Annotated in this window: 20 protein-coding genes and 2 pseudogenes; 21 read left to right on the top strand and 1 reads right to left on the bottom strand. The window is 37.2% G+C overall.

What is annotated here, in order from left to right:
• The first annotated feature begins 97 nt into the window (after nucleotides 1-97).
• From gltX to bglS, 21 genes and pseudogenes are all read left to right on the top strand, one after another.
• Nucleotides 98-1,555, top strand: coding sequence for a glutamate--tRNA ligase (gltX, locus tag JG537_RS03210; RefSeq protein WP_199543511.1), 1,458 nt, complete (start codon nucleotides 98-100; stop codon nucleotides 1,553-1,555).
• A 176-nt stretch (nucleotides 1,556-1,731) separates the two neighbouring features.
• Entirely contained in the window at nucleotides 1,732-2,898 is a 1,167-nt protein-coding gene (locus JG537_RS03205; RefSeq protein WP_199543508.1) for a CynX/NimT family MFS transporter, read from the top strand.
• 218 nt (nucleotides 2,899-3,116) lie between these two features.
• Nucleotides 3,117-4,307: an argininosuccinate synthase gene (locus JG537_RS03200; protein WP_199543506.1), complete on the top strand. Its 1,191-nt coding sequence runs from the start codon at nucleotides 3,117-3,119 to the stop codon at nucleotides 4,305-4,307.
• Between the two features lie 559 nt (nucleotides 4,308-4,866).
• Entirely contained in the window at nucleotides 4,867-6,261 is a 1,395-nt protein-coding gene (gene argH / locus JG537_RS03195) for an argininosuccinate lyase (protein WP_132868987.1), read from the top strand.
• 140 nt (nucleotides 6,262-6,401) lie between these two features.
• Nucleotides 6,402-6,764 carry a ribonuclease P protein component gene (gene rnpA / locus JG537_RS03190; RefSeq protein WP_074482386.1) on the top strand — a complete coding sequence of 121 codons (363 nt, stop codon included), beginning with the start codon at nucleotides 6,402-6,404 and terminating at the stop codon, nucleotides 6,762-6,764.
• On the top strand, nucleotides 6,748-7,563 hold the full coding sequence (locus tag JG537_RS03185) for a YidC/Oxa1 family membrane protein insertase (protein WP_132868980.1): 816 nt from the start codon (nucleotides 6,748-6,750) through the stop codon (nucleotides 7,561-7,563). The genes rnpA and JG537_RS03185 overlap by 17 nt, the downstream gene beginning before the upstream one ends.
• A 12-nt stretch (nucleotides 7,564-7,575) precedes the next feature.
• Entirely contained in the window at nucleotides 7,576-8,586 is a 1,011-nt protein-coding gene (jag, locus tag JG537_RS03180) for an RNA-binding cell elongation regulator Jag/EloR (protein WP_132868981.1), read from the top strand.
• Nucleotides 8,587-8,708: 122 nt separating this feature from the next.
• Entirely contained in the window at nucleotides 8,709-9,560 is an 852-nt protein-coding gene (locus JG537_RS03175; RefSeq protein WP_132868982.1) for an ABC transporter ATP-binding protein, read from the top strand.
• A 1-nt stretch (nucleotide 9,561) separates the two neighbouring features.
• Nucleotides 9,562-10,401 (top strand): ABC transporter permease, encoded by an 840-nt coding sequence (locus tag JG537_RS03170; RefSeq protein ID WP_132868983.1) that lies wholly within the window; start codon nucleotides 9,562-9,564, stop codon nucleotides 10,399-10,401.
• A gap of 13 nt (nucleotides 10,402-10,414) precedes the next feature.
• Complete coding sequence (locus tag JG537_RS03165) at nucleotides 10,415-10,870, top strand: LytTR family DNA-binding domain-containing protein (protein WP_132868984.1); 456 nt, start codon at nucleotides 10,415-10,417, stop codon at nucleotides 10,868-10,870.
• A gap of 10 nt (nucleotides 10,871-10,880) precedes the next feature.
• Nucleotides 10,881-11,282: a DUF3021 domain-containing protein gene (locus JG537_RS03160; RefSeq protein ID WP_132868985.1), complete on the top strand. Its 402-nt coding sequence runs from the start codon at nucleotides 10,881-10,883 to the stop codon at nucleotides 11,280-11,282.
• Nucleotides 11,283-11,507: 225 nt separating this feature from the next.
• Nucleotides 11,508-12,209 (top strand): LPXTG cell wall anchor domain-containing protein, encoded by a 702-nt coding sequence (locus JG537_RS03155; protein ID WP_246454262.1) that lies wholly within the window; start codon nucleotides 11,508-11,510, stop codon nucleotides 12,207-12,209.
• 140 nt (nucleotides 12,210-12,349) lie between these two features.
• A complete protein-coding gene (locus JG537_RS03150; RefSeq protein ID WP_199543504.1) occupies nucleotides 12,350-15,694 on the top strand; it encodes a GBS Bsp-like repeat-containing protein in 3,345 nt (1,114 codons plus the stop codon).
• A gap of 194 nt (nucleotides 15,695-15,888) precedes the next feature.
• Nucleotides 15,889-16,112: pseudogene (locus tag JG537_RS03145) on the top strand (hypothetical protein).
• Nucleotides 16,113-16,159: 47 nt separating this feature from the next.
• Nucleotides 16,160-16,730 (top strand): annotated as a pseudogene (locus JG537_RS03140) (hypothetical protein).
• Between the two features lie 56 nt (nucleotides 16,731-16,786).
• The gene (locus JG537_RS03135) at nucleotides 16,787-17,530 is read left to right on the top strand and encodes a hypothetical protein (RefSeq protein ID WP_199543495.1); all 744 of its coding nucleotides are present in this window, start codon (nucleotides 16,787-16,789) and stop codon (nucleotides 17,528-17,530) included.
• Between the two features lie 11 nt (nucleotides 17,531-17,541).
• The gene (locus tag JG537_RS03130; protein WP_246454261.1) at nucleotides 17,542-17,640 is read left to right on the top strand and encodes a helix-turn-helix domain-containing protein; all 99 of its coding nucleotides are present in this window, start codon (nucleotides 17,542-17,544) and stop codon (nucleotides 17,638-17,640) included.
• Between the two features lie 106 nt (nucleotides 17,641-17,746).
• The gene (rpmH, locus tag JG537_RS03125) at nucleotides 17,747-17,881 is read left to right on the top strand and encodes a 50S ribosomal protein L34 (protein WP_002885866.1); all 135 of its coding nucleotides are present in this window, start codon (nucleotides 17,747-17,749) and stop codon (nucleotides 17,879-17,881) included.
• 126 nt (nucleotides 17,882-18,007) lie between these two features.
• The gene (locus tag JG537_RS03120; protein ID WP_074482394.1) at nucleotides 18,008-18,217 is read left to right on the top strand and encodes a CsbD family protein; all 210 of its coding nucleotides are present in this window, start codon (nucleotides 18,008-18,010) and stop codon (nucleotides 18,215-18,217) included.
• 151 nt (nucleotides 18,218-18,368) lie between these two features.
• Nucleotides 18,369-18,542 (top strand): hypothetical protein, encoded by a 174-nt coding sequence (locus JG537_RS03115; protein WP_199543493.1) that lies wholly within the window; start codon nucleotides 18,369-18,371, stop codon nucleotides 18,540-18,542.
• A gap of 383 nt (nucleotides 18,543-18,925) precedes the next feature.
• The gene (gene bglS / locus JG537_RS03110; protein WP_213085470.1) at nucleotides 18,926-19,645 is read left to right on the top strand and encodes a beta-glucanase; all 720 of its coding nucleotides are present in this window, start codon (nucleotides 18,926-18,928) and stop codon (nucleotides 19,643-19,645) included.
• A gap of 430 nt (nucleotides 19,646-20,075) precedes the next feature.
• On the opposite strand, the gene JG537_RS03105 is transcribed toward bglS, so the two are convergent.
• The gene (locus JG537_RS03105) at nucleotides 20,076-22,487 is read right to left on the bottom strand and encodes a glycoside hydrolase family 94 protein (RefSeq protein ID WP_199543491.1); all 2,412 of its coding nucleotides are present in this window, start codon (nucleotides 22,485-22,487) and stop codon (nucleotides 20,076-20,078) included.
• Between the last annotated feature and the right edge of the window lies 1 nt (nucleotide 22,488).

The raw sequence follows: 22,488 nt of genomic DNA, 5'->3' as shown, positions 1-22,488 counted from the left end.
ATAAGAAGGAATTCAGCTGTTTTTCAGCTGAATTTTTTGTTCCAATACTCAAGATTGTGCTATAATAGAAACGATTGAAATTTAACAGGAGACGAAAATGCCTAAGAAAATTCGCGTGCGTTATGCACCAAGTCCAACAGGACTTTTACACATCGGAAATGCGCGTACAGCGCTCTTTAATTATCTTTACGCTCGTCACCATGGTGGTGATTTTGTAATCCGTATCGAAGATACTGACCGTAAACGTCATGTCGAAGACGGTGAACGTTCACAATTGGAAAACCTGAAATGGTTGGGAATGGATTGGGACGAAAGCCCACAAACTCACGAAAAATATCGCCAATCAGAACGTTTGGACATCTACCAAAAATACATTGACCAATTGTTGGCTGAAGGTAAAGCTTATAAATCATACGTTACTGAAGAAGAACTAGCTGCAGAACGTGAACGCCAAGAAGCTGCTGGTGAAACACCTCGTTACATCAACGAATTCCTTGGTATGTCTGAAGAAGAAAAAGCTGCTTATATTGCAGAACGTGAAGCAAAAGGAATCATCCCTACTGTACGTTTGGCTGTTAACGAATCAGGTATCTACAAATGGCATGATATCGTTAAAGGCGACATCGAATTTGAAGGTGGAAACGTCGGTGGTGACTGGGTTATCCAGAAAAAAGATGGTTACCCAACATACAACTTTGCCGTTGTTATCGATGACCACTTGATGGAAATCTCTCACGTTATCCGTGGTGATGACCACATCGCAAACACACCAAAACAATTGATGGTTTACGAAGCACTTGGTTGGGAAGCACCAGAATTCGGTCACATGACATTGATTATCAACTCTGAAACTGGTAAAAAATTGTCAAAACGTGACACAAACACTCTTCAATTCATCGAAGACTACCGTAAAAAAGGTTACATGCCAGAAGCAGTATTCAACTTTATCGCTCTTCTTGGTTGGAACCCTGGTGGTGAAGATGAAATCTTCTCACGTGAAGAATTGATCAAACTCTTTGATGAACACCGTTTGAGTAAATCTCCAGCTGCATTTGACCAAAAGAAAATGGACTGGATGAGCAACGAATACATCAAGAATGCAGATTTCGATACAGTCTTTGCAATGGCTAAACCATTCTTGGAAGAAGCTGGTCGTTTGACTGACAAAGCTGAAAAATTGGTTGAACTTTACAAACCACAAATGAAATCTGTTGATGAAATCCTTCCATTGACTGACTTGTTCTTTGAAGATTTCCCAGAATTGACAGAAGCTGAAAAAGAATTCATGGCTGGTGAAACAGTTCCAACAGTTCTTGAAGCTTTCAAAGCTAAATTGGAAGCAATGAGTGACGAAGATTTCAAATCAGAAAACATCTTCCCACAAATCAAAGCTGTTCAAAAAGAAACTGGTATTAAAGGTAAAAACCTATTCATGCCAATCCGTATCGCCGTTTCAGGTGAAATGCACGGTCCAGAACTTCCAGATACTATCTACCTTCTTGGTCGTGAAAAATCAATCGAACACATCGAAAACATGCTTAACAACTTGAAATAATATCAATAAAAGTCTGAGATGAATGTCTCAGGCTTTTTGTTTATAAATTATGAATTTTGAGAAATATTTTAATTTGTTGTGAAAAACGTTTTCTTTGATAATGCCTATTCTAAACGCCACTAGTTCTTGCTATAATAGGCTTTAAAATTGTTTATTTATAAGTTAAGAGGAGTTACATGAAAAAAGACTATTCTATCTTTTTCGTCCCAGGAATTATTCTTGTGGGCGCTGTTATGCGTATCCCATTTACGACAATTCCGACTGTCCTTAGCTATGTTGCGGATGGTTTAGGAGTTCCAGTCAATTCTTTGGGTGTTTTGACAAGTATTCCGTTGATTATGTTTGCCTTTTGTTCATCTTTGGCACCACGTTTAGCGGATAAGTTTGGACTTGAAAAATTATTCACCATGGTTTTGATTGCCATGTTTATTGGTTCAAGTATGCGTGTGCTTAACCTTCCAAGTCTTTATATCGGGACAATGATTATTGGGATTAGTATTGCCATGATGAATGTCTTGTTCCCAAGTGTCATTTTGGCAAACCAACCATTTCGAATTGGACTTTTGACAACAATCTACACAACAGCTATGGGGCTTGCCTCATCAGTTGCTGCTTCGGTTGCTGTTCCGATTGTTAAAATGACATCGTGGAAAGGTTTGATTCTGATTCTTAGTTTCTTGATTTTGGTAGCTTTAGTGGTTTGGTTTCCAAATACTTTCCATAATCATATGACTGAGCAAGATGAAGAAAAACACTCATCATCTCTTTGGAAAAATAAAGCTGCCATTGCCCTTCTTATTTTTGGTGGTTTGCAGTCACTTCTTTTCTATACAGGAATGACATGGTTGCCAACAATGGCTAGTCAAGCAGGCCTTTCAAGTGAGGCAGCTGGTATTTTGGCTTCTATTTATTCATTGATTAGTTTGCCATTTTCATTAACTATTCCAACTTTGACAACAAATCTTTCAAGTAAAAATCGTAAAATCATGCTTGCGATTGTGTCAGCTTGTGCAATTGTAGGAACAGGTATGCTTTTATTCCAAACAAGCAGTTTTGCTTATTGGTTGACTGTTAATGTCTTAATCGGTATTGCTGTTAGTGCTTTGTTCCCTTACTTGCTTGTGACTTTCTCAATGAAATCACACACACCAAGTCAAACAGCACAGTTGTCTGGTATGGTACAATCGGGAGGATACTTCTTAGCGGCTTTTGGACCAACACTTTTTGGATATAGCTTCAACTTGTTTGGTTCATGGACAGTAGCAGCATTTTGCTTATTTATCTGTACAATTATTATGACGGTAGCCTTGTTCTATACAGAACGTTTTGAAAAAATTCAATAATAGATGAAAAATATTAGTTCCCTAGATTTGGCTAGGGATCTTTTTTGTATAAAAAGTGCAGAATTTTTGTATATATACTGTATATTTGTTATAAAATCATAAAAAAGTAATTTTTTTTGAAAAAATATTCAAAAAAGTGTTGACAGGGGTAAAAGATATGTGTATAATTATACACATAAAGTTGATAAAAACACAAAATAAGAAAAGAGAGTAGTCCTATGTCAAAAGAAAAAGTTATCCTTGCGTACTCTGGTGGTCTTGATACTTCAGTTGCCATTACTTGGCTCATGAAAGATTATGATGTCGTTGCCGTTTGTATGGACGTCGGCGAAGGTAAAGACCTTGATTTTATTCATGATAAAGCACTTAAAGTTGGTGCGGTTGAATCTTACGTTCTTGATGTTAAAGATGAATTTGCTGAAGAATATGTTCTTCCAGCTCTTCAAGCTCATGCTTACTACGAACAAAAATACCCATTGGTATCAGCACTTAGCCGTCCGGTCATTTCTAAGAAATTGGTAGAAATTGCTCATAAAACTGGTGCAACAACAATTGCTCACGGTTGTACTGGTAAAGGTAATGACCAAGTCCGTTTTGAAGTGGCAATCGCTGCGCTTGATCCAGAATTGAAAGTTATCGCTCCAGTTCGCGAATGGAAATGGTCTCGTGAAGAAGAAATTGAATACGCTAAAGCAAATGGAGTTCCAGTTCCTGCGGACCTTGACAATCCATATTCAGTTGACCAAAACCTTTGGGGACGTGCTAACGAATGTGGTGTTCTTGAAAATCCATGGAACCAAGCTCCAGAAGATGCCTTTGGTATCACAACTTCACCAGAAGAAGCTCCTGATACACCAGAATTCATCGATATCGAATTCAAAGCTGGTAAACCAGTTGCCCTTAATGGCAAAGAAATGAAACTAGCTGACCTTATCCAAGAAGTGAATGTTATCGCTGGTAAACATGGTATCGGACGTATCGACCACGTTGAAAACCGTTTGGTTGGTATAAAATCTCGTGAAATTTACGAATGTCCTGGTGCTATCACACTTTTGACAGCTCACAAAGAAATCGAAGACATCACATTGGTTCGTGAAGTTTCTCATTTCAAACCAGTTCTCGAAAATGAATTGTCAAACCTTATCTACAATGCTTTGTGGTTCAGTCCTGCAACAGAAGCTATTATTGCTTACATCAAAGAAACACAAAAAGTGGTTAACGGTACTGCTAAAGTGAAACTTTACAAAGGACATGCACAAGTTGTTGCTCGTAAATCACCAAACTCACTTTACGATGAAAACTTGGCAACATACACATCCGCTGATAGCTTTGACCAAGATGCAGCTGTTGGTTTCATCAAACTTTGGGGACTACCAACTCAAGTTAACTCACAAGTTAACAATAAATAATATATCTGCGTAAGCAGAAAATAATGAAAAAGAAAAGAAAAACACAGGCGTGAATCAGTCACAGCCAATAAACAAGAAAAGATAGTTTCTAAGCTGATATTTTTGATGTCAATCAAGGAATTGAGCCGTAGATAAAAATCTTAATAAGTAAGAAAAGAATTGGTGAGAAATTTTCAAGGCTAATTAAGGAAGAATGGCGCAGGCTGTACTTAGGGTACGGCAAGCCATGATGACGATGATTAGTACCGAAAATTTCCACCAAGCTTCAGATAAAAGGGGACAGGGAGCCCCATCTGAGACTCTTTTCTTATAACTTACCAAACCTCGTTAATGTCAACAGAGAGTGGCATCGAGCTTAAATAATGATATCCGGAGAGAATCATTTAAGAAATCGCCCCGTGAGGCAACACATTATAAGTCCTAGGTCGCTCCTTGGACTTATTTAGTATAGTCGCTTCGCTTGCTGTAAAAGCAAGTGAACCAGCTATACTCATGACTAGATAAGAAAAGAGAAAGGCTTTGAACGCCACTTGGGATGGTAGTTCATTGTATCATTGCTATGACAACAGAAAATCATAAATTATGGGGCGGGCGTTTTGAAGCTGGTCTTGAAAAGTGGGTTGAAGAATTTGGAGCATCGATTTCTTTTGACCAAAAAATGGCAGAGTTTGATTTGAAAGGTTCAATTGCTCACGTGACAATGCTTGGTGAAACAGGGATTATCGCAAAAGAAGAAGCCAATCAAATCAAAGCAGGTCTTGAAGAATTGCTTGAAGAATACAAGGCAGGAAAAATTGAATTTGATGTGTCAAACGAAGACATTCACATGAATATGGAAAGTCTTTTGACAGCAAAAATTGGTCCTGTAGCTGGTAAATTACACACAGCTCGTTCACGTAATGACCAAGTGGCAACTGATATGCACTTGTACTTAAAGGCTAAGCTTGATGAAGTGATTGAAAAGCTTACGAACTTGCGTAAAACTTTGGTTCATTTAGCTGATGAACATGTCTACACTATCATGCCAGGTTATACGCATTTACAACATGCTCAACCTATTTCATTTGGACATCATTTGATGGCATACTACAACATGTTTACACGTGATAGTGAACGTTTTGAATTTAACATCAAGCATGCTGATATGTCACCACTTGGCGCAGCTGCTCTTGCTGGAACAACTTTCCCAATCGATCGTGAGATGACAGCAGAACTCATGGGCTTTGCTAAACCATACAGCAACTCACTTGATGCGGTGTCTGACCGTGATTTTATTCTAGAATTTTTGTCAAACAGTTCTATTTTGATGATGCACATGAGCCGTATCTGTGAAGAAATCATCAGCTGGTGCTCAAATGAATTTAAGTTTGTGACACTTTCTGATACCTTCTCAACAGGATCATCAATCATGCCACAGAAGAAAAATCCAGATATGGCTGAGTTGATTCGTGGAAAATCTGGTCGTGTTTACGGTAACTTATTTGGCCTTTTGACAGTCATGAAATCTTTACCTTTGGCTTACAATAAAGATTTACAAGAAGATAAAGAAGGCATGTTTGATACAGTTGAAACAATTACAGTAGCTATCGATATTTTGGCTGGCATGCTTAAAACAATGACCGTCAACAAAGAGCACATGGCTGAATCCACTGAAAAAGACTTCTCAAATGCAACTGAGTTGGCTGACTATCTTGCAAGCAAAGGTCTTCCGTTCCGTCAAGCACATGAAATTGTTGGTAAATTGGTTCTAGAATGCACTAAAGCAGGTTATTATTTGCAAGATGTGCCGTTTGAACGCTATCAAGAAATTTCAGATTTGATTGAAGAAGATATCTATGAAACATTGAAATCTCATACAGCTGTTGAACGTCGTCATTCACTAGGTGGTACAGGTTTTGACCAAGTGAAATGGCAAATTAAATTAGCCAATGAAGACTTGCAAAATCTAGATTAATAGACATTTAGGCTTTCCAAGATTTTTAAGCGTATTTTCCAATAAAAATATTTTAAAGATAATAAGCCCAAACTCTTTAGAGGTTAGGGCTTTTTTGAATTTTATGGTATAATAAAAATAATTTAGAATGGAGTCGTACGTTGAAGAAAACCTATCGTGTCAAAAGTGACAAAGATTTTCAGGCGATTTTTAGCAAAGGAACAAGTGTTGCTAACCGAAAATTTGTCCTTTATCATTTAGAAAAAAATCAGAGCCACTATCGAGTAGGGCTTTCTGTGAGCAAAAAACTTGGTAACGCAGTTACTCGTAATAGTATTAAACGAAAAATTCGTCACGTTATCATGGAATTGTCACCAAACTTGATTAATAATCAGGACTTTGTCATCATTGCACGTAAAGGTGTCGAGGAACTTGATTACCATGAAGTGAAGAAAAACTTATTGCATGTTTTAAAACTTGCTAATTTATATCAGGAAGGTCTCAATAGTGAAAAGAAAGATTAAATTATTAGGATTGAGTAGTCTTGCCTTAGGACTTTTGGCTGCTTGTGGGCGCAGCGAAGTAACTGCTTCATCAACCAATGGTTGGGAACAAATCGTTTACTTCTTTGCCAAAGCTATTCAGTGGCTTTCAATTAATGGTCGTATTGGTGTAGGGATTGTCCTATTTACCATTATCATTCGCGCTATCATGATGCCGCTTTACAACATGCAAATCAAATCTGGACAAAAGATGCAAGATTTGCAGCCAGAGCTTAAAAAATTACAAGCTAAGTATCCAGGTCGCGATACAGATAGCCGCATGAAATTAACTGAAGAAAGCCAAGCCTTATACAAAGAATATGGTGTTAATCCATATGCGACAATGCTTCCTTTGGTTGTTCAATTGCCAATTTTGATGGCTCTGTATCAAGCATTGACGCGTGTTGCTTTCTTGAAAACAGGAACATTTTTATGGATTGAGTTATCACAACCGGATCCATACTACATTTTGCCTGTCTTAGCTGCTTTCTTTACTTTCCTTTCAACTTGGTTGAGTAATAAAGCTGCGCGTGAAAAAAATATTGCCATGACCATCATGACTTATGCGATGCCAATTATGATTTTCTTTATGGGGTTCAGATTGGCTTCAGGGGTTGTGCTTTATTGGACAGTATCATATGCATTCCAAGTGTTCCAAATTCTTTTATTGAACAATCCTTTTAAAATTATTGCAAAACGTAAGGAAGAGGAGAACGCTGAAAAAGAACGCGCGGCTAAAATTCGTCGTGCTAAGAAGAAAGCGCAAAAGAGAAGAAAGTAAGAGGATAAGAATATGGTAATATTCACAGGTCGGACTGTTGAAGATGCTATTGAAAAAGGTTTGAAAGAGTTAAATCTTTCACGTCTTAAAGCCCACATTAAAGTTGTTTCTCGTGAGAAAAAAGGTTTCTTTGGTTTTGGTAAGAAACCAGCTCAAGTAGATATTGAAGGGATTAACGAAGTAACTGCTCACCGAGCAAACCAAAAAGCAGTTAAAGGTGTACCTGAAGAAGTTAATCAAAAAAATGAGCCAGTATCATCAAAATTTGAAGATACTATGGAGCTTCGAAAAGTTGCTAGTATCATTAAGAAAATGGAAGAGCGTGGCGAAGTCATTGATGACTCAGTCAAAGAGGATATCGTCATGCACAAGAAAAAAACACAAACCATTCTTGAAGAAGCTGGTCATACAGAAGTTCTAGAAGCACTTGGCAAAGTAAATGATGCTAAAGAAGAAGTTGCTCAAGAGCTAGAAGAGGTTTCAGACACACCAAAACCTGTTAATACAGATCAAAGCTTTGAAGAATTTGTTGCTAGTGAATTTCCAGCTCAACGTGAATTGAGCAAAGATATTGAAAAAGCAACCGAAGAAGTTGCTGATTACGTAAAAAAAGTGATTTATGAGATGGATATTGAGGCAACTGTTGAGACAAGCCACAACCGTCGTCAAATCAACTTACAAATTGAAACACCAGAAGCAGGTCGAGTGATTGGTTATCACGGAAAAGTCTTGAAGTCACTTCAATTGCTTTCACAAAATTTCTTACATGACCGCTATTCAAAGAACTTCTCTGTTATCTTAAATGTTCATGATTACGTAGAACATCGTACAGAAACATTGATTGAATTCACACGTAAAGCTGCTAGTCGCGTACTTGAAACTGGTAAAGATTATGTTATGGATCCAATGAGTAATAGTGAACGAAAAATTGTTCATAAAACAATCACTGGTATCGAAGGTGTTGATAGTTATTCTGAAGGTAACGATCCAAATCGTTATGTGGTTGTCACACCTGTTCAATAAGAGGAAAAAGCCCGTTAGGGCTTTTTTATTTACCGCTTAGCAAGTATTTTTAACCGCTTACCGAAAAAGGCTTTATATCGAGCCTTTTTTTGATAAAATAATGTCAAAAGGGAGGGACGATTATGCTAATTAGAACAAAAAATCTAATCAAAACCTTCGGAGATAAAATAGTAATTGATCACTTAAATTTGGAAGTGGAAGAAGGGAAATTGTTAGCCTATATCGGGACAAATGGTGCTGGGAAATCAACAACGATGAAGATGCTAACTGGTTTGTTAGAACCAACTTCAGGGGAGATTGAATTGGCAGCAGATTTGAAGATTGGAATGGTTTTTCAAGATAGCGTTCTTGATGCTGAACTAAGTGTTTTGGATAATTTAAAGAGTCGACAAGCACTTTATCATCAAAAAGATAAAGTTTGGTTAGAAAAATTAATTCAATTAACAGGCTTGGACACTTTTCTTAATCAGGCTTATGGCACATTATCTGGAGGGCAACGACGTCGTGTTGATATTGTTCGTGCGCTTTTGAATAAACCTAACTTGTTATTTTTGGATGAGCCGACAACAGGGCTTGACATTCAGACACGTGAGGCTATTTGGGACTTATTACGTCGTTTGCAACGTGAAGAGAAGTTAACCATCTTTTTGACGACTCATTATCTTGAAGAAGCAGAGAATGCGGATATGACCTATATCATTGACCAAGGGAAGGTTTTGGCTAAAGGTTCTGCTAAGGAATTAAAAGAAGCTTATTCAAAACCATATTTATTGGTTGAAACAAGTGACGTAGCTGCTTTCTCAGACCTTGACTGTAAGCGTTTGGGAGATGGTCGTTTGAAAATTATTGTTGAAGATTCTGCAAAAGCTTTGGCCATTTTATCAGATAAACGTACAGTTATTAATGATTTTGATTATGTTAAAGCAAATATCAATGATGTCTTTTTGAACATTACGGGAAAGGAGATGGCGTAAGATGTGGGCAATGACAAAACGAAACTTAAAACTTTATTTTTCAAATAAGGCTAGTGTCTTTTTCTCATTACTTGGAGCCTTGATTGCTTTTATTCTTTATGTGATTTTCTTGCAGAAAAATATGCAGGATTCATTTGCAGGAACACCGAATTTGGAAGAACTTCTTGATAATTGGGTTCTAGGTGGAACGTTAGCTGTTACGAGTATTACAACAACTTGGACTGGGGTTACGCGATTGGTTCAGGATAAGGTAAGCCATAAATTGGAAGACTTTTTATTAACAGACATTTCTCGTTTAAAACTTTATCTTGGCTATTTGATTTCTTCTAGTGTGATTGGTTTTATCATGCAATTAATTATGTTAGCCATTATGAAATTGTACTTCTACTGGCAAGATGATGTTAATTTTGATTTAGATTATTTACCACAAATCCTTTTAGTCATGCTCCTAAGTTCTATTATGGGATCAGGAATTGCTTTGTTTGTCTTGCAATTCATTAAAACCTTATCAACAAGTGAAGCTTTGGCGACAATTGTTGGAACTGTTTCTGGTTTTCTTGTTGGGGTTTACATGCCAATTGGAGCTCTGCCTGATTTTGCACAAAAAGTGGTTAAATTGACGCCTGCCGCCTATGTCTCAGCTGCCTATCGTCAGCTCTTAATTGGAAAAGATGCCGTAAACGCAGATGCAAAGGAATTTTTAGGAATTGGTTTAAAATTAAAAAGATTAACGACCTTGAACCAAGAAATGCTTTTAGTTAGTCTTGTCATTTGTGGAGTAATTGTTCTTTTGGCTCTTAGTTTATATGCTAAAAGATTGTCATTTACTAAAAAGAAATAAGAGGAGTTAAAGGGTGCACTACCAGTTTGAAGAGGATAGTAACTTACCAAAAGAGGCTATTGAAGTTTTGGTACGAAGCGGAGAATGTAACCAAGCTGTTCAGGAGGTTTTAGATTATTTAGCAAAATTTGAGCAGAGTAGAATGGAAATTTTGCCAATTAAAACATCGGTTCGAACAGAAATGTTACGTGTATCAGATTTGATTCTTGTGGATGTTGACGGAAGTTCCTTAGTTTTAGAGACGACCAATGGGAGACTTGTGACAAATGATCGTTTATACAAGTTCCGTGAGCGACTAGCTAATCCAGATTTTGTGCAGGTCTCAAAGCACGCCTTGATTAATATTAATCATTTAAAATCGTTAGAGAGTAGCTTTTCAGGAAATATGCTAGCTTTGCTGACAAATGATATTACGACAGATGTTAGTAGACGTTATCTGTCTAATGTCGAAAAAGCTTTGGGAATGTGAGGTGTGATTGATGAGATATCTTAAACGAGGCGTTGCGTATTTTTTAATTGGGATTGGTTTTGGAAGTCTTATTTACTTATTTTACTTATGGCAATGTCATGTTGAGGTGCAAACTGTTCAACAGATAACCTATGTTGTCTTTATAAGTGGCTTGATTGGCTTGGTCAGTATGATTTTTGAAATTGAGGCCATCCCAATGATATGGGAAATCATTATTCACTTTTGTTTAGTTTATAGTTTGAATAGCTGGTTGAATATACTTCTTGGTATTACAAAATCCTTTATTTGGTCATGGCAATTTTTAGGGGAATTTGTCTTAACGTATTTGATTATTTGGTTTGTGATTTATATTAGTTTTAACAATCGCGTAAAAAATATTAACCAGAAATTGAAAGAAAAAATAGATCAATAGATAATCTACTAATAAAAGTCTCTATGTTTTTAAGAGGCTTTTTAGCTGCTTAAAAATGCTCAAAATATGTGGAAAAAAGTTATATCAAATGATATGATGACATTGGTATCTTTTAGGGAGATTACCGAAAATAAATGTAAAAAAGCAAATATATTAGAGATAGTCACGTAGAAAAGAGCAGGTTTCTGTTCTCTTTTTTTGGGAGTTTTTAAGGACTGTCTTTTTATGAGGGAAAGGGCGATTGCGATGAAAGGGATAATATGCCAAGCTACAGTGATAACAACGGTCATCACGTTTACATTGCTTAGTTTTGGAAGTCATCTGACGGTTTTAGCAGACGAGTTAGGAGAAACATTTACTTGGGATGATTTTTTACAAAATCAGCAGGTGATGAATTCTAAGGCGGGTAGGGTTAACATTGTTAACGCAGATGGTTCTATTTCAGGAACAGTTATTAAAGCAGGTGACGTTATTCCAGAAGGAACAGAGTACGCTTTCTACTTCACGTTTAACCAAGATACAAATGAAGAGTTTGTTAACTCTATCGTCAAAGTGACTTGGGATGAAGAAGCAGGAGTTTGGAAATTAGTTGTTGATAGCGACTTCTTACAATCACTTGGTATTGTTGGTACTTTTGATGTTAACGCTTGGCTTGAAGCTGAACGTATTGCATCAGGTGACGTTCATAACATTCTTATCAATACAATTAATGGTGTTGATTCCCAAACAGAAGTTGTGACTGACACGCCAGACCCAGAAGTTCCAGAAACGCCTGAAACACCAGTTGAAGATGTTCCAGTTGTTCAATCTAGTGTTCTGCCATTGACAGGTGACGAAACAACACCACTCAATATTATGGCATCACTTATTGGTGTACTAATGTTTGTCTTTGGTATCCTTGGCGTTCGTAAACGCAAAGAAGACTGATGATTACTTTTTAAAGACTGCACAATAGAACAAGACCTTGTGCGGTCTTTGATTTTTAAGGAAAATGAAGCGTTTACCTTAAAAATAGCTTAAGATTTTGTTATAATAATCAAAACTAATCATCGAATGAAGGAGTGTTTATGAAACAAAAAGGTCATGGAACAATCAAAAAATCGAAAGCCTATGGTGCCATTGGAACCTTGTTACTATCGGGAGTTTTAATTGCTACCTTAGGAACAGCAAGTGTTAGCGCAGATGAAACAACTATTGAAACCAATACGACAACTGAATTAGCAACTGATTCAGTTGCTACGGAAGCAGACAACAACGAAGCTGCTACTGAAACAGAGCCTGTTGTTAGTGAAGAAACTGTCACGGTTAATGATGAACAGGAAACGGTTTCTGAAGATAACCAAGCTGATGTTCAAGAACAGATGACAACTGATAACGCTGATTCTGAAACAGCAAAAGACGTGTCATCAGATAGCGAAGAAAGCTCACAAACGACTGCTGAAATAGAAGTATCTAATAGTGAAATAGCAGAGCAAACAGAAGATAAAGCAGCTGACACACAAGATTCTGTCCAAACTGATGAACAAGAAGTAACTGTTGAAGAATCAGCTGACAATGTGACTGTTGAGCGTGGAGCAACTGGAAATGCGACTAATGAAGTCACAAGCGTTTCTCTAGCAAGCAGCGGCTTTAACTTACAATACAATCAAGCCATTGCAAATGGCGCTAAAATCATGTTTGCCGTTTGGTCTGACGTTAATGGTCAAGATGACTTAGTTTGGTACACCGCAGATAGCAACGGAAAAGCAACCGTTAAATATACGGGCTCATACGGTAAATACAATGTTCACACGTACCAAAATCTCAATGGAAAGATGACTGGACTGAACGGAACAACAATTGACGTGCCAAAACCAAGTGCTAAGGTAACCATTACAAAAGCTAGCGCTACAACTTATAAAGTAACTGTTACAGACGTACCAGTTTATATTACTAGTGTAACCTTGCCAACATGGACGGAAAATAAGGGGCAAGATGATATTATTTGGTATAAGACTACCAAGGATGGTTCGACAACCTACTCTGCAACTATCAGTGTTGCCGAACATAACCTTGAAAGCGGTAAGTACAATGTTCACGTATACGGAACAAGTGCTGTTACCAATTCTCTAACAGGGTTGACAGGCACAAGCTTCCAAGGCAACTATACTTTTGGAGATGTTGCGGTATCTGCTAGTCTTGCTCAAACAGGTATTAACATCACTATGCCAAGTGATGTTAGCCAAGGAATGACAGTTTATCATGCGGTTTGGTCTGCTAAAAACGATCAAGATGATATTGTTTGGTATAAAGTTCCTTCAAATGGTCAATTAACAGCTAAGTATACAGGTGACTATGGCACTTATTTGATTCATACTTATGGCGTGGTTAAAGGGCAAATGGTTTGCTTGAGTGCGACATCGATTGATGTTCCAAAGCCAAGCGCTAAAGCAACAATCACCAAGGAAAGTGCTACAACTTATAAAGTGACTGTCACAGATGTACCAGTTTACATTGATAGTATTCAAATACCAACGTGGACTGAAAAAGGTGGTCAAGATGATATTCAGTGGTATAAGGCAACAAAAGCCGCTGATGGCTCTTATTATGTTATCTTTAGTGAAGCGACTCACAACTTAGAAGCAGGGACTTACAACGTTCATGTGTACGGTAATAGTCGTGTGACAAATAACTTAACAGGGTTACTTGGGACACGATTCACAGCAGATTATCAATATGGAGATGTACAGGTTCAAGCTTCTTTAGGTGAAAAAGGGATTTACATTACTATGCCAAGTGATGTGAGTACAAACTTAACGGTCTATCATGCGGTCTGGTCTACGAAAAATAACCAAGATGATCTTAAATGGTATAAAGTTGATCATAGTGGTAAGACAACCGCTACCTACACAGGTGATTATGGACCTTATTTGATTCATACCTATGCTGTTGTCAAAGGACAAATGCAAATCATTAGTGCAACAAGTATCGATGTCCCAAAACCAGAAGTTAAGGTAAGTATTACTAAAGTGAGTGATACCTCAGCTAAAGTAACGGTAACTGATGTCCCTGTTTATATCCATGATATTCAATTGCCAACATGGACAAGTAAGAACAATCAAGATGATTTAAAATGGTATAAAGCTGTTAAACAGTCAGACGGAAGTTATACCTACACGTTCTATGCTAAAAATCATAACTTTGAGACAGGTCATTATAATGTCCATGTCTATGGAACAAGTGAAGTGACACATTCATTTGTGGCTTTATCAGGCTCAGATGGGATTGATTTAACCTTTAATCAAAGCCTTTCAAAACCAACGGTAACTGTTCAGAATCATAATGCGGCTAACGGTACTTTACAAGTAGTAATTGCAGAGACAGAAACTTCGAAAGATGTTGCTAGTGTGTCAGTTGCGGCTTGGTCAGATCCTAATCAAAAAAATATTCACTGGTATACAAGTTCTAAGGTGTCAAATGGCAAAGTTGTGATTACAGTTGATGAAAAATACCATCATAATATTTCAGCGGATTACACTATTCACGTCTATGTGAAAACTAAAGATGGTGAAACAATTGGTTATAATCTCGGTCAATATGCTTTAAATAATAAGCAGACAAGTGCTAGTGTGTCAACGACTTATAAAGGAACAGGTGTCTATAGCGTTAACGTTTCAGGTGTTTATTCAAGTGGAACGGTTAAATACGCTGTTTGGTCTGATACGAATGGACAAGATGACATTAAGTGGTATGATGTGACAACTTCAGGAACAAGTGCTAGTGGTCTCATTAATGTTGCTAATCATTCTGGTACGGGAACTTATCATCTACATGTGTATCAGTCTGATAATGGTCAAATGTACTTCTTGACGTCTACTGATTTTACCGTTAAACGTACAAATTATAGTACACCTTATTACAACCAACGTGATGGTCGTTGGGGTGGTAATCGCTATGGTTACTACACTTTGGCATCTACAGGCTGCGTCCCAACCAGTCTTGCCATGGTCTTCTCATCTCTAACAGGAAATGAAGTGCTTCCAACTACAGTAGCAAGTTACCTCTATAACAATACTGTTGAGTTTAATCGAGGAACAGAAGGAACAACAGGAAATGGTATCTTGGTTGCCTCTCGTCAATGGGGCTTGACACCGACTGTTCTTAATTCCTCAGCTGCCTTAACAAGTGCTCTTAAAGAAGGGCATCATGTGGTAGCTGCCGTTCAACAGGACAAATTCTCTCCGTGGGGATGGGGAACAAGCCATGAGATTGTTCTTAAAGGCTATTCAAATGGAAATACTTATGTTTACGACCCATACAATTCAGCCAATAACGGTTGGTATCCAATTGTCTCACTTTGGAATGAACAAAGTACGCAAAGTGTGGATACTCGTGGTTTAGGAAATCCATTTGTCAAAATCATAGATATTTAAATAATACTTTATTAAAACAGGCTTTGCCTGCTCTAACCAGCAAGTCACCTTTTTTTCTAAATAGTGTCAAAATAAATCGCCTAGGTGGCTTGTTGCGTGGAGCAGGTAAAGCTCTATTGATAAAGACTGTAACAAATAACTGATAAGACCGTTACAGTCTTTTTTGTTTCTTAAATTTGAAAGGAGAACATATTATGGATACAGCAGTTCGTGTTGTCACAGCTTTAGGAGGAATTCTTTCAATTGTAGGTCTTGGGTGGGTATTAACAGGAGCCTTTGGCTATTTTTCTGGACGTAAAAACGGTAACCCCGCTATGATCAAGGAATGACTTCAATGATTTCAGGTGGTGCTATTGCGGTTATTTCAGCTGGTGTTGCAGCAGCAATTGTTGCGGCTATGCGAGCAATTTCATTCTAAATATGTTATAATAAGGGCAAGTAAAAGGGTTACAAGGAGAAAAAGGAATGAGTAAGGAATTTGATTATGTAGCTTTTGCCAAAGATTTTGAAGCCACTAATGGACGTCCACCAACGGCTGATGAATTAGATAATGCTCAATGGGAACACTTTGGTATTAAATGGCATACACCAGAGGAGTCATAAGCTGAATTGGAACGTATTAATGCTTCTTATAAGCCATCTTTAGGCGAACATTTGAAAGATGCTTTAAGCTTTCTGGGACGTGGTTTTTTAAAGCTTTATTCTTTATCCTTATGTCTCCACTATACTTAACAATGCTTTTCTTTAATCTCATCAAATCAGCGATCGGTGTATTTGTCATTTGGTTTGTTTCTAAGTTTATGTTTGGATTTATTATTGGAATTATTACAGATATAAAATATGGTTCTGATTTAGAAAGTAATACTTTCCCAACTCCATTTAGAGAGATTATGGATTTTATTCTAGGAAAAGATTTTTTCCTCAATGTAGTCCCTAATTTTTTCCCCAACCTGTACGGGATGCTTGGATTATTGGTATAGTCATTGTTTTACTTGCCCTTATTGCTACTTTTTCAAAAGTAGAAGAATACAAATAATGATTTGATAAGAACCTTTCGAGGTTCTTTTTTATTTTTTGTTAGAAAGGAGAGGTATGGATAAAACTCTTTCTGAATTAACTAAAACTTTAGGTAGTTATAATAAAACAGTTAATTCATCAATCGGTGCAATCAATAAGTCTTTGATGGCAATTGGCTATATTTTGGTGTCAATTTTGTTTTTAATTGAGATGCTTTCATGGTACCGATTTATTCGTAATCAAGGTGGCGAAATGACTTGGAAGTTGTTTTTAGAAGTTGCTATAAAATACTTTATTGCATACTTTCTAGTTGCTCAATCAGGTGCTGTATTAAATGCTATTATGTGGTTTACCAATGGTATTACTAAATTGATTGGTGTCGATTTAAGTGGAGATACAATGTTTGAATATATTGATATTAAAAAAGGAAATCCGTTTATTAGACATCCAATTAATTTAGTAGCTAGATTTGTTGGTGTTGCAGCAATGTTGTCAATCAAAGTTATGGTTCTGTTGCGTTTTATTGAACTTTATTTTTTTAAAGCAATAGCGCCAGTCATTGTTGCTTTTTGGATGGGTGATAATACACGACATATTGCCACTAACTTTTTAAAAACTTTTGGTGCAATTGCGCTTCAAGGAGCAGTTATTGTTTTAACGCTTGTCATTTGGCAAGCTTTTAAAATTGATACGGCAGTAACAATTGATGAAAATGGGTGGTTAGGAAGTTATGCTCCTGCTATTAGTTATATTGGAAAATGCGTAGTGTTCTTGATTGGTTCACAACGTAAAGCAAAACAATTGTTGAATGTATCATAGGAGGTGTTTTATTGGATAATAGAGTGAATGAATTACGAAAACAATTTGGAAAGACAATGAAGGAATTATCTGCAGAGACGGGTATCGGATTATCAACTATTTCAAAGTAGAGCTTGACAGTTAGACGGACTTATTATAAAATAGTATGGTATGTTTAGTAACTGATCAAATATAGCCGGCTAAACGAATACGAAAATCTATGAGGAGGTATTCATCGTGAAACGTACTTATCAACCAAGTAAAATCCGTCGTCAACGTAAACACGGATTCCGTCACCGTATGTCAACTAAAAACGGACGTCGCGTGCTTGCTGCTCGTCGTCGTAAAGGACGTAAAGTTTTATCTGCTTAATGATAGACTATCCGCCAGTGCTCGAGTCTGGCGGCTTTTATTTTGACTAAAATGAAAGCGAATTCTTTTACTTTTCTAAAGTAAAATGGTAGACTCTAGGTAACTTAAAGATAGGAGGACAGTGGTATGTCTGACGAAAAATACAAAGCTAAACTGGACCAAGTTAAGGGAAGTCTTAAGGAAGGGCTAGGTAAGGTAACTGGTGATAAAAAGGTAGAAATTGAAGGCTTGGTTGATAAAACACTGGCTAAAGGTAGGGAAATTGTTGATGATATCAAAGAAGGCTCTGAGGGGGCTGTTGATAGCATCAAGAAAGCATTAGATAAGAAAAAATAGTAATTAAACCACAGTTTCACTTTGAAATTGTGGTTTTTTATAAAAAAATTTAAGAATTTATGAAAAAATAGTGGAAAATGTAGTATAATATAAATGAAAGCGGTTTTATAAAAATACATAACATAGAAAATTATGAAGGAAGGATATGTTGATGAAAGAAATTAGTGTTTATGTCAGAATTATTGATTTGATTTTGTTGGTTTTAGCATTTCTGGATAGTGGCGTGAAAAGTGTTTTGATTTTTGCTGCAGTCATCTTCTTTTTGTCAGCATTGATGCAAGTTATCATGTCTTATAAACGAGTGAAATTGAGTCATCACGTTTAACAGATAACTTATTTCTTTATTTTTAAGAAGTCTTCTTAGAGTTATTTTACAAAATGGTTCTAAGAAGACTTTTTAATTTTCTGCCTTCATGTCGTAAATGTGATATTTTTTGTGACAATATAATATATTATAAAAAATGAAAGCGCTATACTTATGGCATAACGGTGTAAGGAGGATTTTAGAGAGAAACATTATTCGTGTGACTAGCATTCTTTTCGGAATTATGAAAAAGAAAAATTGCCCCATTTTTGAAGTAAAAGTTACTGAAAAGAAAAAGTGAATTTAACTACGATTGATTAGGCGTTTTCAATTTGTAGTAGAGGAGATTAGTTCCTTTTTCTAACAGAACTCCTTTTTAAAATGATTTAAATTGAGGTATTATTATGTGGAAAAAAGTTAGTTGTCTAATTGTTCTCTTCTTGGCTTTCTTTGGGATTCAACAAGGTGTTGATGCGCAGAGCAAATATCATTATAGTCAAGAATTAAATGGTTATAATGGTAACACTATGGAACTTCGTAATGGTTCTAATGGCAGTATGTTTAACTGTAATTTTGTCCCTGGAAATGTTGGATTTAATAATGGTTTGATGAGCCTTAAAATTGATAGTGATGGCCGCGGTGGTTACACTGGAGGTGAGTGGCGTAGTAAAGATCGTTTTGGATATGGTCTTTACCAAGTCAACATGAAACCTATTAAAAACCCAGGGGTTGTTTCATCTTTCTTCACTTATACTGGTCCAAGTGAAGGCAAACCATGGGACGAAATTGATATTGAATTCTTAGGGAAAGATACAACAAAAGTTCAATTCAACTACTTTACTAACGGTAGAGGTCAAAATGACGAACATGTGCATCTTCACAATTTAGGCTTTGATGCTTCTCAAGGTTTCCATACTTATGGCTTTGATTGGCAAGCAGATCATATTACTTGGTATGTTGATGGAAAAGCTGTTTATACTGCTTATAGCGATATTCCTAACACACCTGGTAAGATTATGATGAATGCATGGCCAGGAAAAGGTGTTGATGCATGGTTGGCTCCATACAATGGTCGAACTCCTTTGTATGCATACTATGATTGGATTAGCTATGATCAATTTTAATAAAGCTAGATAGCAACCAAATAACAATTTGTTTTTACTTAACTGATTTAAATTACACTCCCCAACAAATCGGTTAAACTCTCTCTTAACAAAAAACTCTTTAAAATTCTTTCTTTTTAAAACGTTAAAGATAAAAGGAACTGAGATTATCTCAGTTCCTTTTTGAATTGTACTAATGTATTGAAAGAGTTTTTGAATCGTTTTTTACTTGATTAAGAGAAGGAATGATAAAATATTCGATAAGATAAAATAAGCTCGTAGAATGGCTGTAATGGACTATAAAGTAGATATGAGATTATAGAGAGTGAGCGTCAAAACTGTTTCTCTAATAATCTTAAAATAGAGAGGTAATCCAAAGTTACGTTCTGTTACTTTTTTAATGCTATAACATAAAAAATGCTGGGATATATTCCCAGCATTTTTGAGTTTTTTAAAGGGTAAGAGTGATTTGGTTGGTTTCTTGCAAGAGATCTTCAGGAAGGTAGGCTTGGTCAAGCTCTTGACCGTTGAGGACGAGTTTTGTAAAGCCTGTTTCTTTATGCTCTGGATTTTCCACAGTGATGTGAAGTTCTTTACTGCGGAAAATCTTAGTCATGCTGAAGTTATCCCATTCTTTTGGAATAGCTGGTGAGAGTTTCAAACCGTTCAAATCAGGTCTGAGTCCAAGAATACCTTCGACACAACCGACCATAACAGTTGAAGCTGTACCTGTGAGCCAGTGAACATGTGAACGTCCAAAGTGTGGACTGGCAGGTCCTTCGGTAAATTGACCATAGCAGTAAGGTTCCAATTTGCGGATATCTGCGCGGTCATTTTGGGCAGCGGGAGCATTTTCCATAAAGTAAGTGAAGGCACGTTGTCCTTGTCCACGAAGGGCTTCTGCTAGAATGAGCCATCCTTGTGATTGTGAGAAAATACCAGAATTTTCCTTTGTGCCTTGGTTATAGATAACTGCAAGGGCACCATCAAAGGCATGAGCGTGATAAGGTGGATTCATGAGAATAGCACCGTAGTCAGTATTGAGTTGATCATAAACGTTGTTCATGGCAAGCTCAGCTTGTTCTTGGTTGGCAAATCCACTGATAACAGCCCAACTTTGTGGGTTTAACCACATATTGGCTTCTGGGTCATCGGCAGCACCGATACGTTCACCTGCCTCGGTAAATCCACGAATAAAGCGGTCATTATCCCAGCAAAGATCTTGGATTTTTTGTCCCATTTTCTCTTGTTCAGAATCAAGGAATTCAAGGTAGTTAGTATCGTTTTTAGCTTCGGCAAATTCTCTCAAAACGCTAAGAGCATAATAGAATTGCAAGGCAACGAATGATGATTCACCATTTGCTCCTAGGCGGAGGCAGTCATTCCAGTCAGCGTAAAGGCCAGCCGGCATGCCGTGTGGGCCAAGGTGATCAAGAGAGAACTGAACAGCCCCTTTTAAGTGTTCATAAACACTTGCTTCACCTTTGTTTGCAAATGGAATCACTTCATCAAGGAATCCAAGGTTACCTGTTTCAGAAATGTATTTATAAACTGTTGGGAAGAGCCAGAGGGCATCGTCAGCACGATAAGCAGGGTGACCTGTTTCTTGAACGTAAGAGGCATCGTCTGGTGTGTCTTCGTGACCTGGATTGTGAGTGAATTTGACAAGAGGAAGTCCGCCACCATTGTCGACTTGAGCTGATAGCATGAAGCGAATCTTTTCCGCCGCCATTTCTGGTTTTAAGTGGATAATCCCTTGGATATCTTGGACAGTATCACGATAGCCGTAACCATTACGAAGTCCGCAGTAAATGAATGATGCTGCGCGTGACCAGATAAAGGTCATATAACAGTTGTAAGCATTCCAAGTGTTAAGCATTGTGTTAAATTCTTGGCTAGGTGTGTTGACTTGAAGGTTAGTTAAGCGACCTTCCCATTCTTTACGAAGTTCTTGAATTTCTGCTTCAACAGTTTCAGCTGGATTAGCATAATGAGCGATGATGTCCGCCGCTTCTTGGGATGGTTTTTCACCAAGAAGAAAGACAAGTGTCTTACTTTCTTGAGGTTCAAGTGTGACTTTACTTGAAAGAGCACCACAGGCATTTTCGTTGTAGCTTGTTTGATTTCCGAGGTCTCCTGATGCGACTCCAGCAGGTTTGTCGTAACCGTTATATTGACCTAAAAAGCCTTTTTTATCTCCACAGAATGAGCTAACACTAGCACCACCAAGTCCAAAGAAACGTTCAGTAACGTTTTTTTCATCAACTTGTTCGCTATCATCAAGCGTATCCAAGTTACCGTGAATTTGTTGAATGAGACGGTTATCTTGGAAGAGTGTGCGTGTGATGAAAAGAGAATATTGAAGGTTAACTTGGTCTTGTTCATAGTTACTATGGTTAGTGAATTCAGCGTAACCGGTTAATGTTAGGTGACGAGTTTGTTCAGAACGGTTAGTCACTGTAATTGCCCAAACTTCATAGCTCTTATCTTTTGGAACATAATAGCTTGCTTGAGAATGAATACCAGCATAATCGGCAATCATTTTAGTGTAACCCATACCATGGTGACATTCGCTGTGGTAATCTTTTAAATCTTTTCCAACAGGTTGCCATGATGCAGACCAGAAGTCTTTAGTGTCATCATCACGTAGGTAAATATAGCGACCAGGTTGGTCAAAGTTGTTGAAAACGTAACGAAGAATACGACCATTAGCACCAGATTTGGCAAAGCTATAACCTCCAGCATTGTTGGAGATGATAGCTCCGTATTCAGGTGACCCAAGGTAGTTTACCCATGGGTTAGGAGTATTGGGATGGTCGATAACATATTCGCGATTGGTATCGTCAAAGTATCCGTATTTCATA

Source organism: Streptococcus vicugnae, assembly GCF_016461705.1.
Taxonomy (GTDB): Bacteria; Bacillota; Bacilli; order Lactobacillales; family Streptococcaceae; genus Streptococcus; species Streptococcus vicugnae.
The sequence above is the reverse complement of the archived record's forward strand: the minus strand, read 5'-3'. Positions and strand labels throughout refer to the sequence as shown.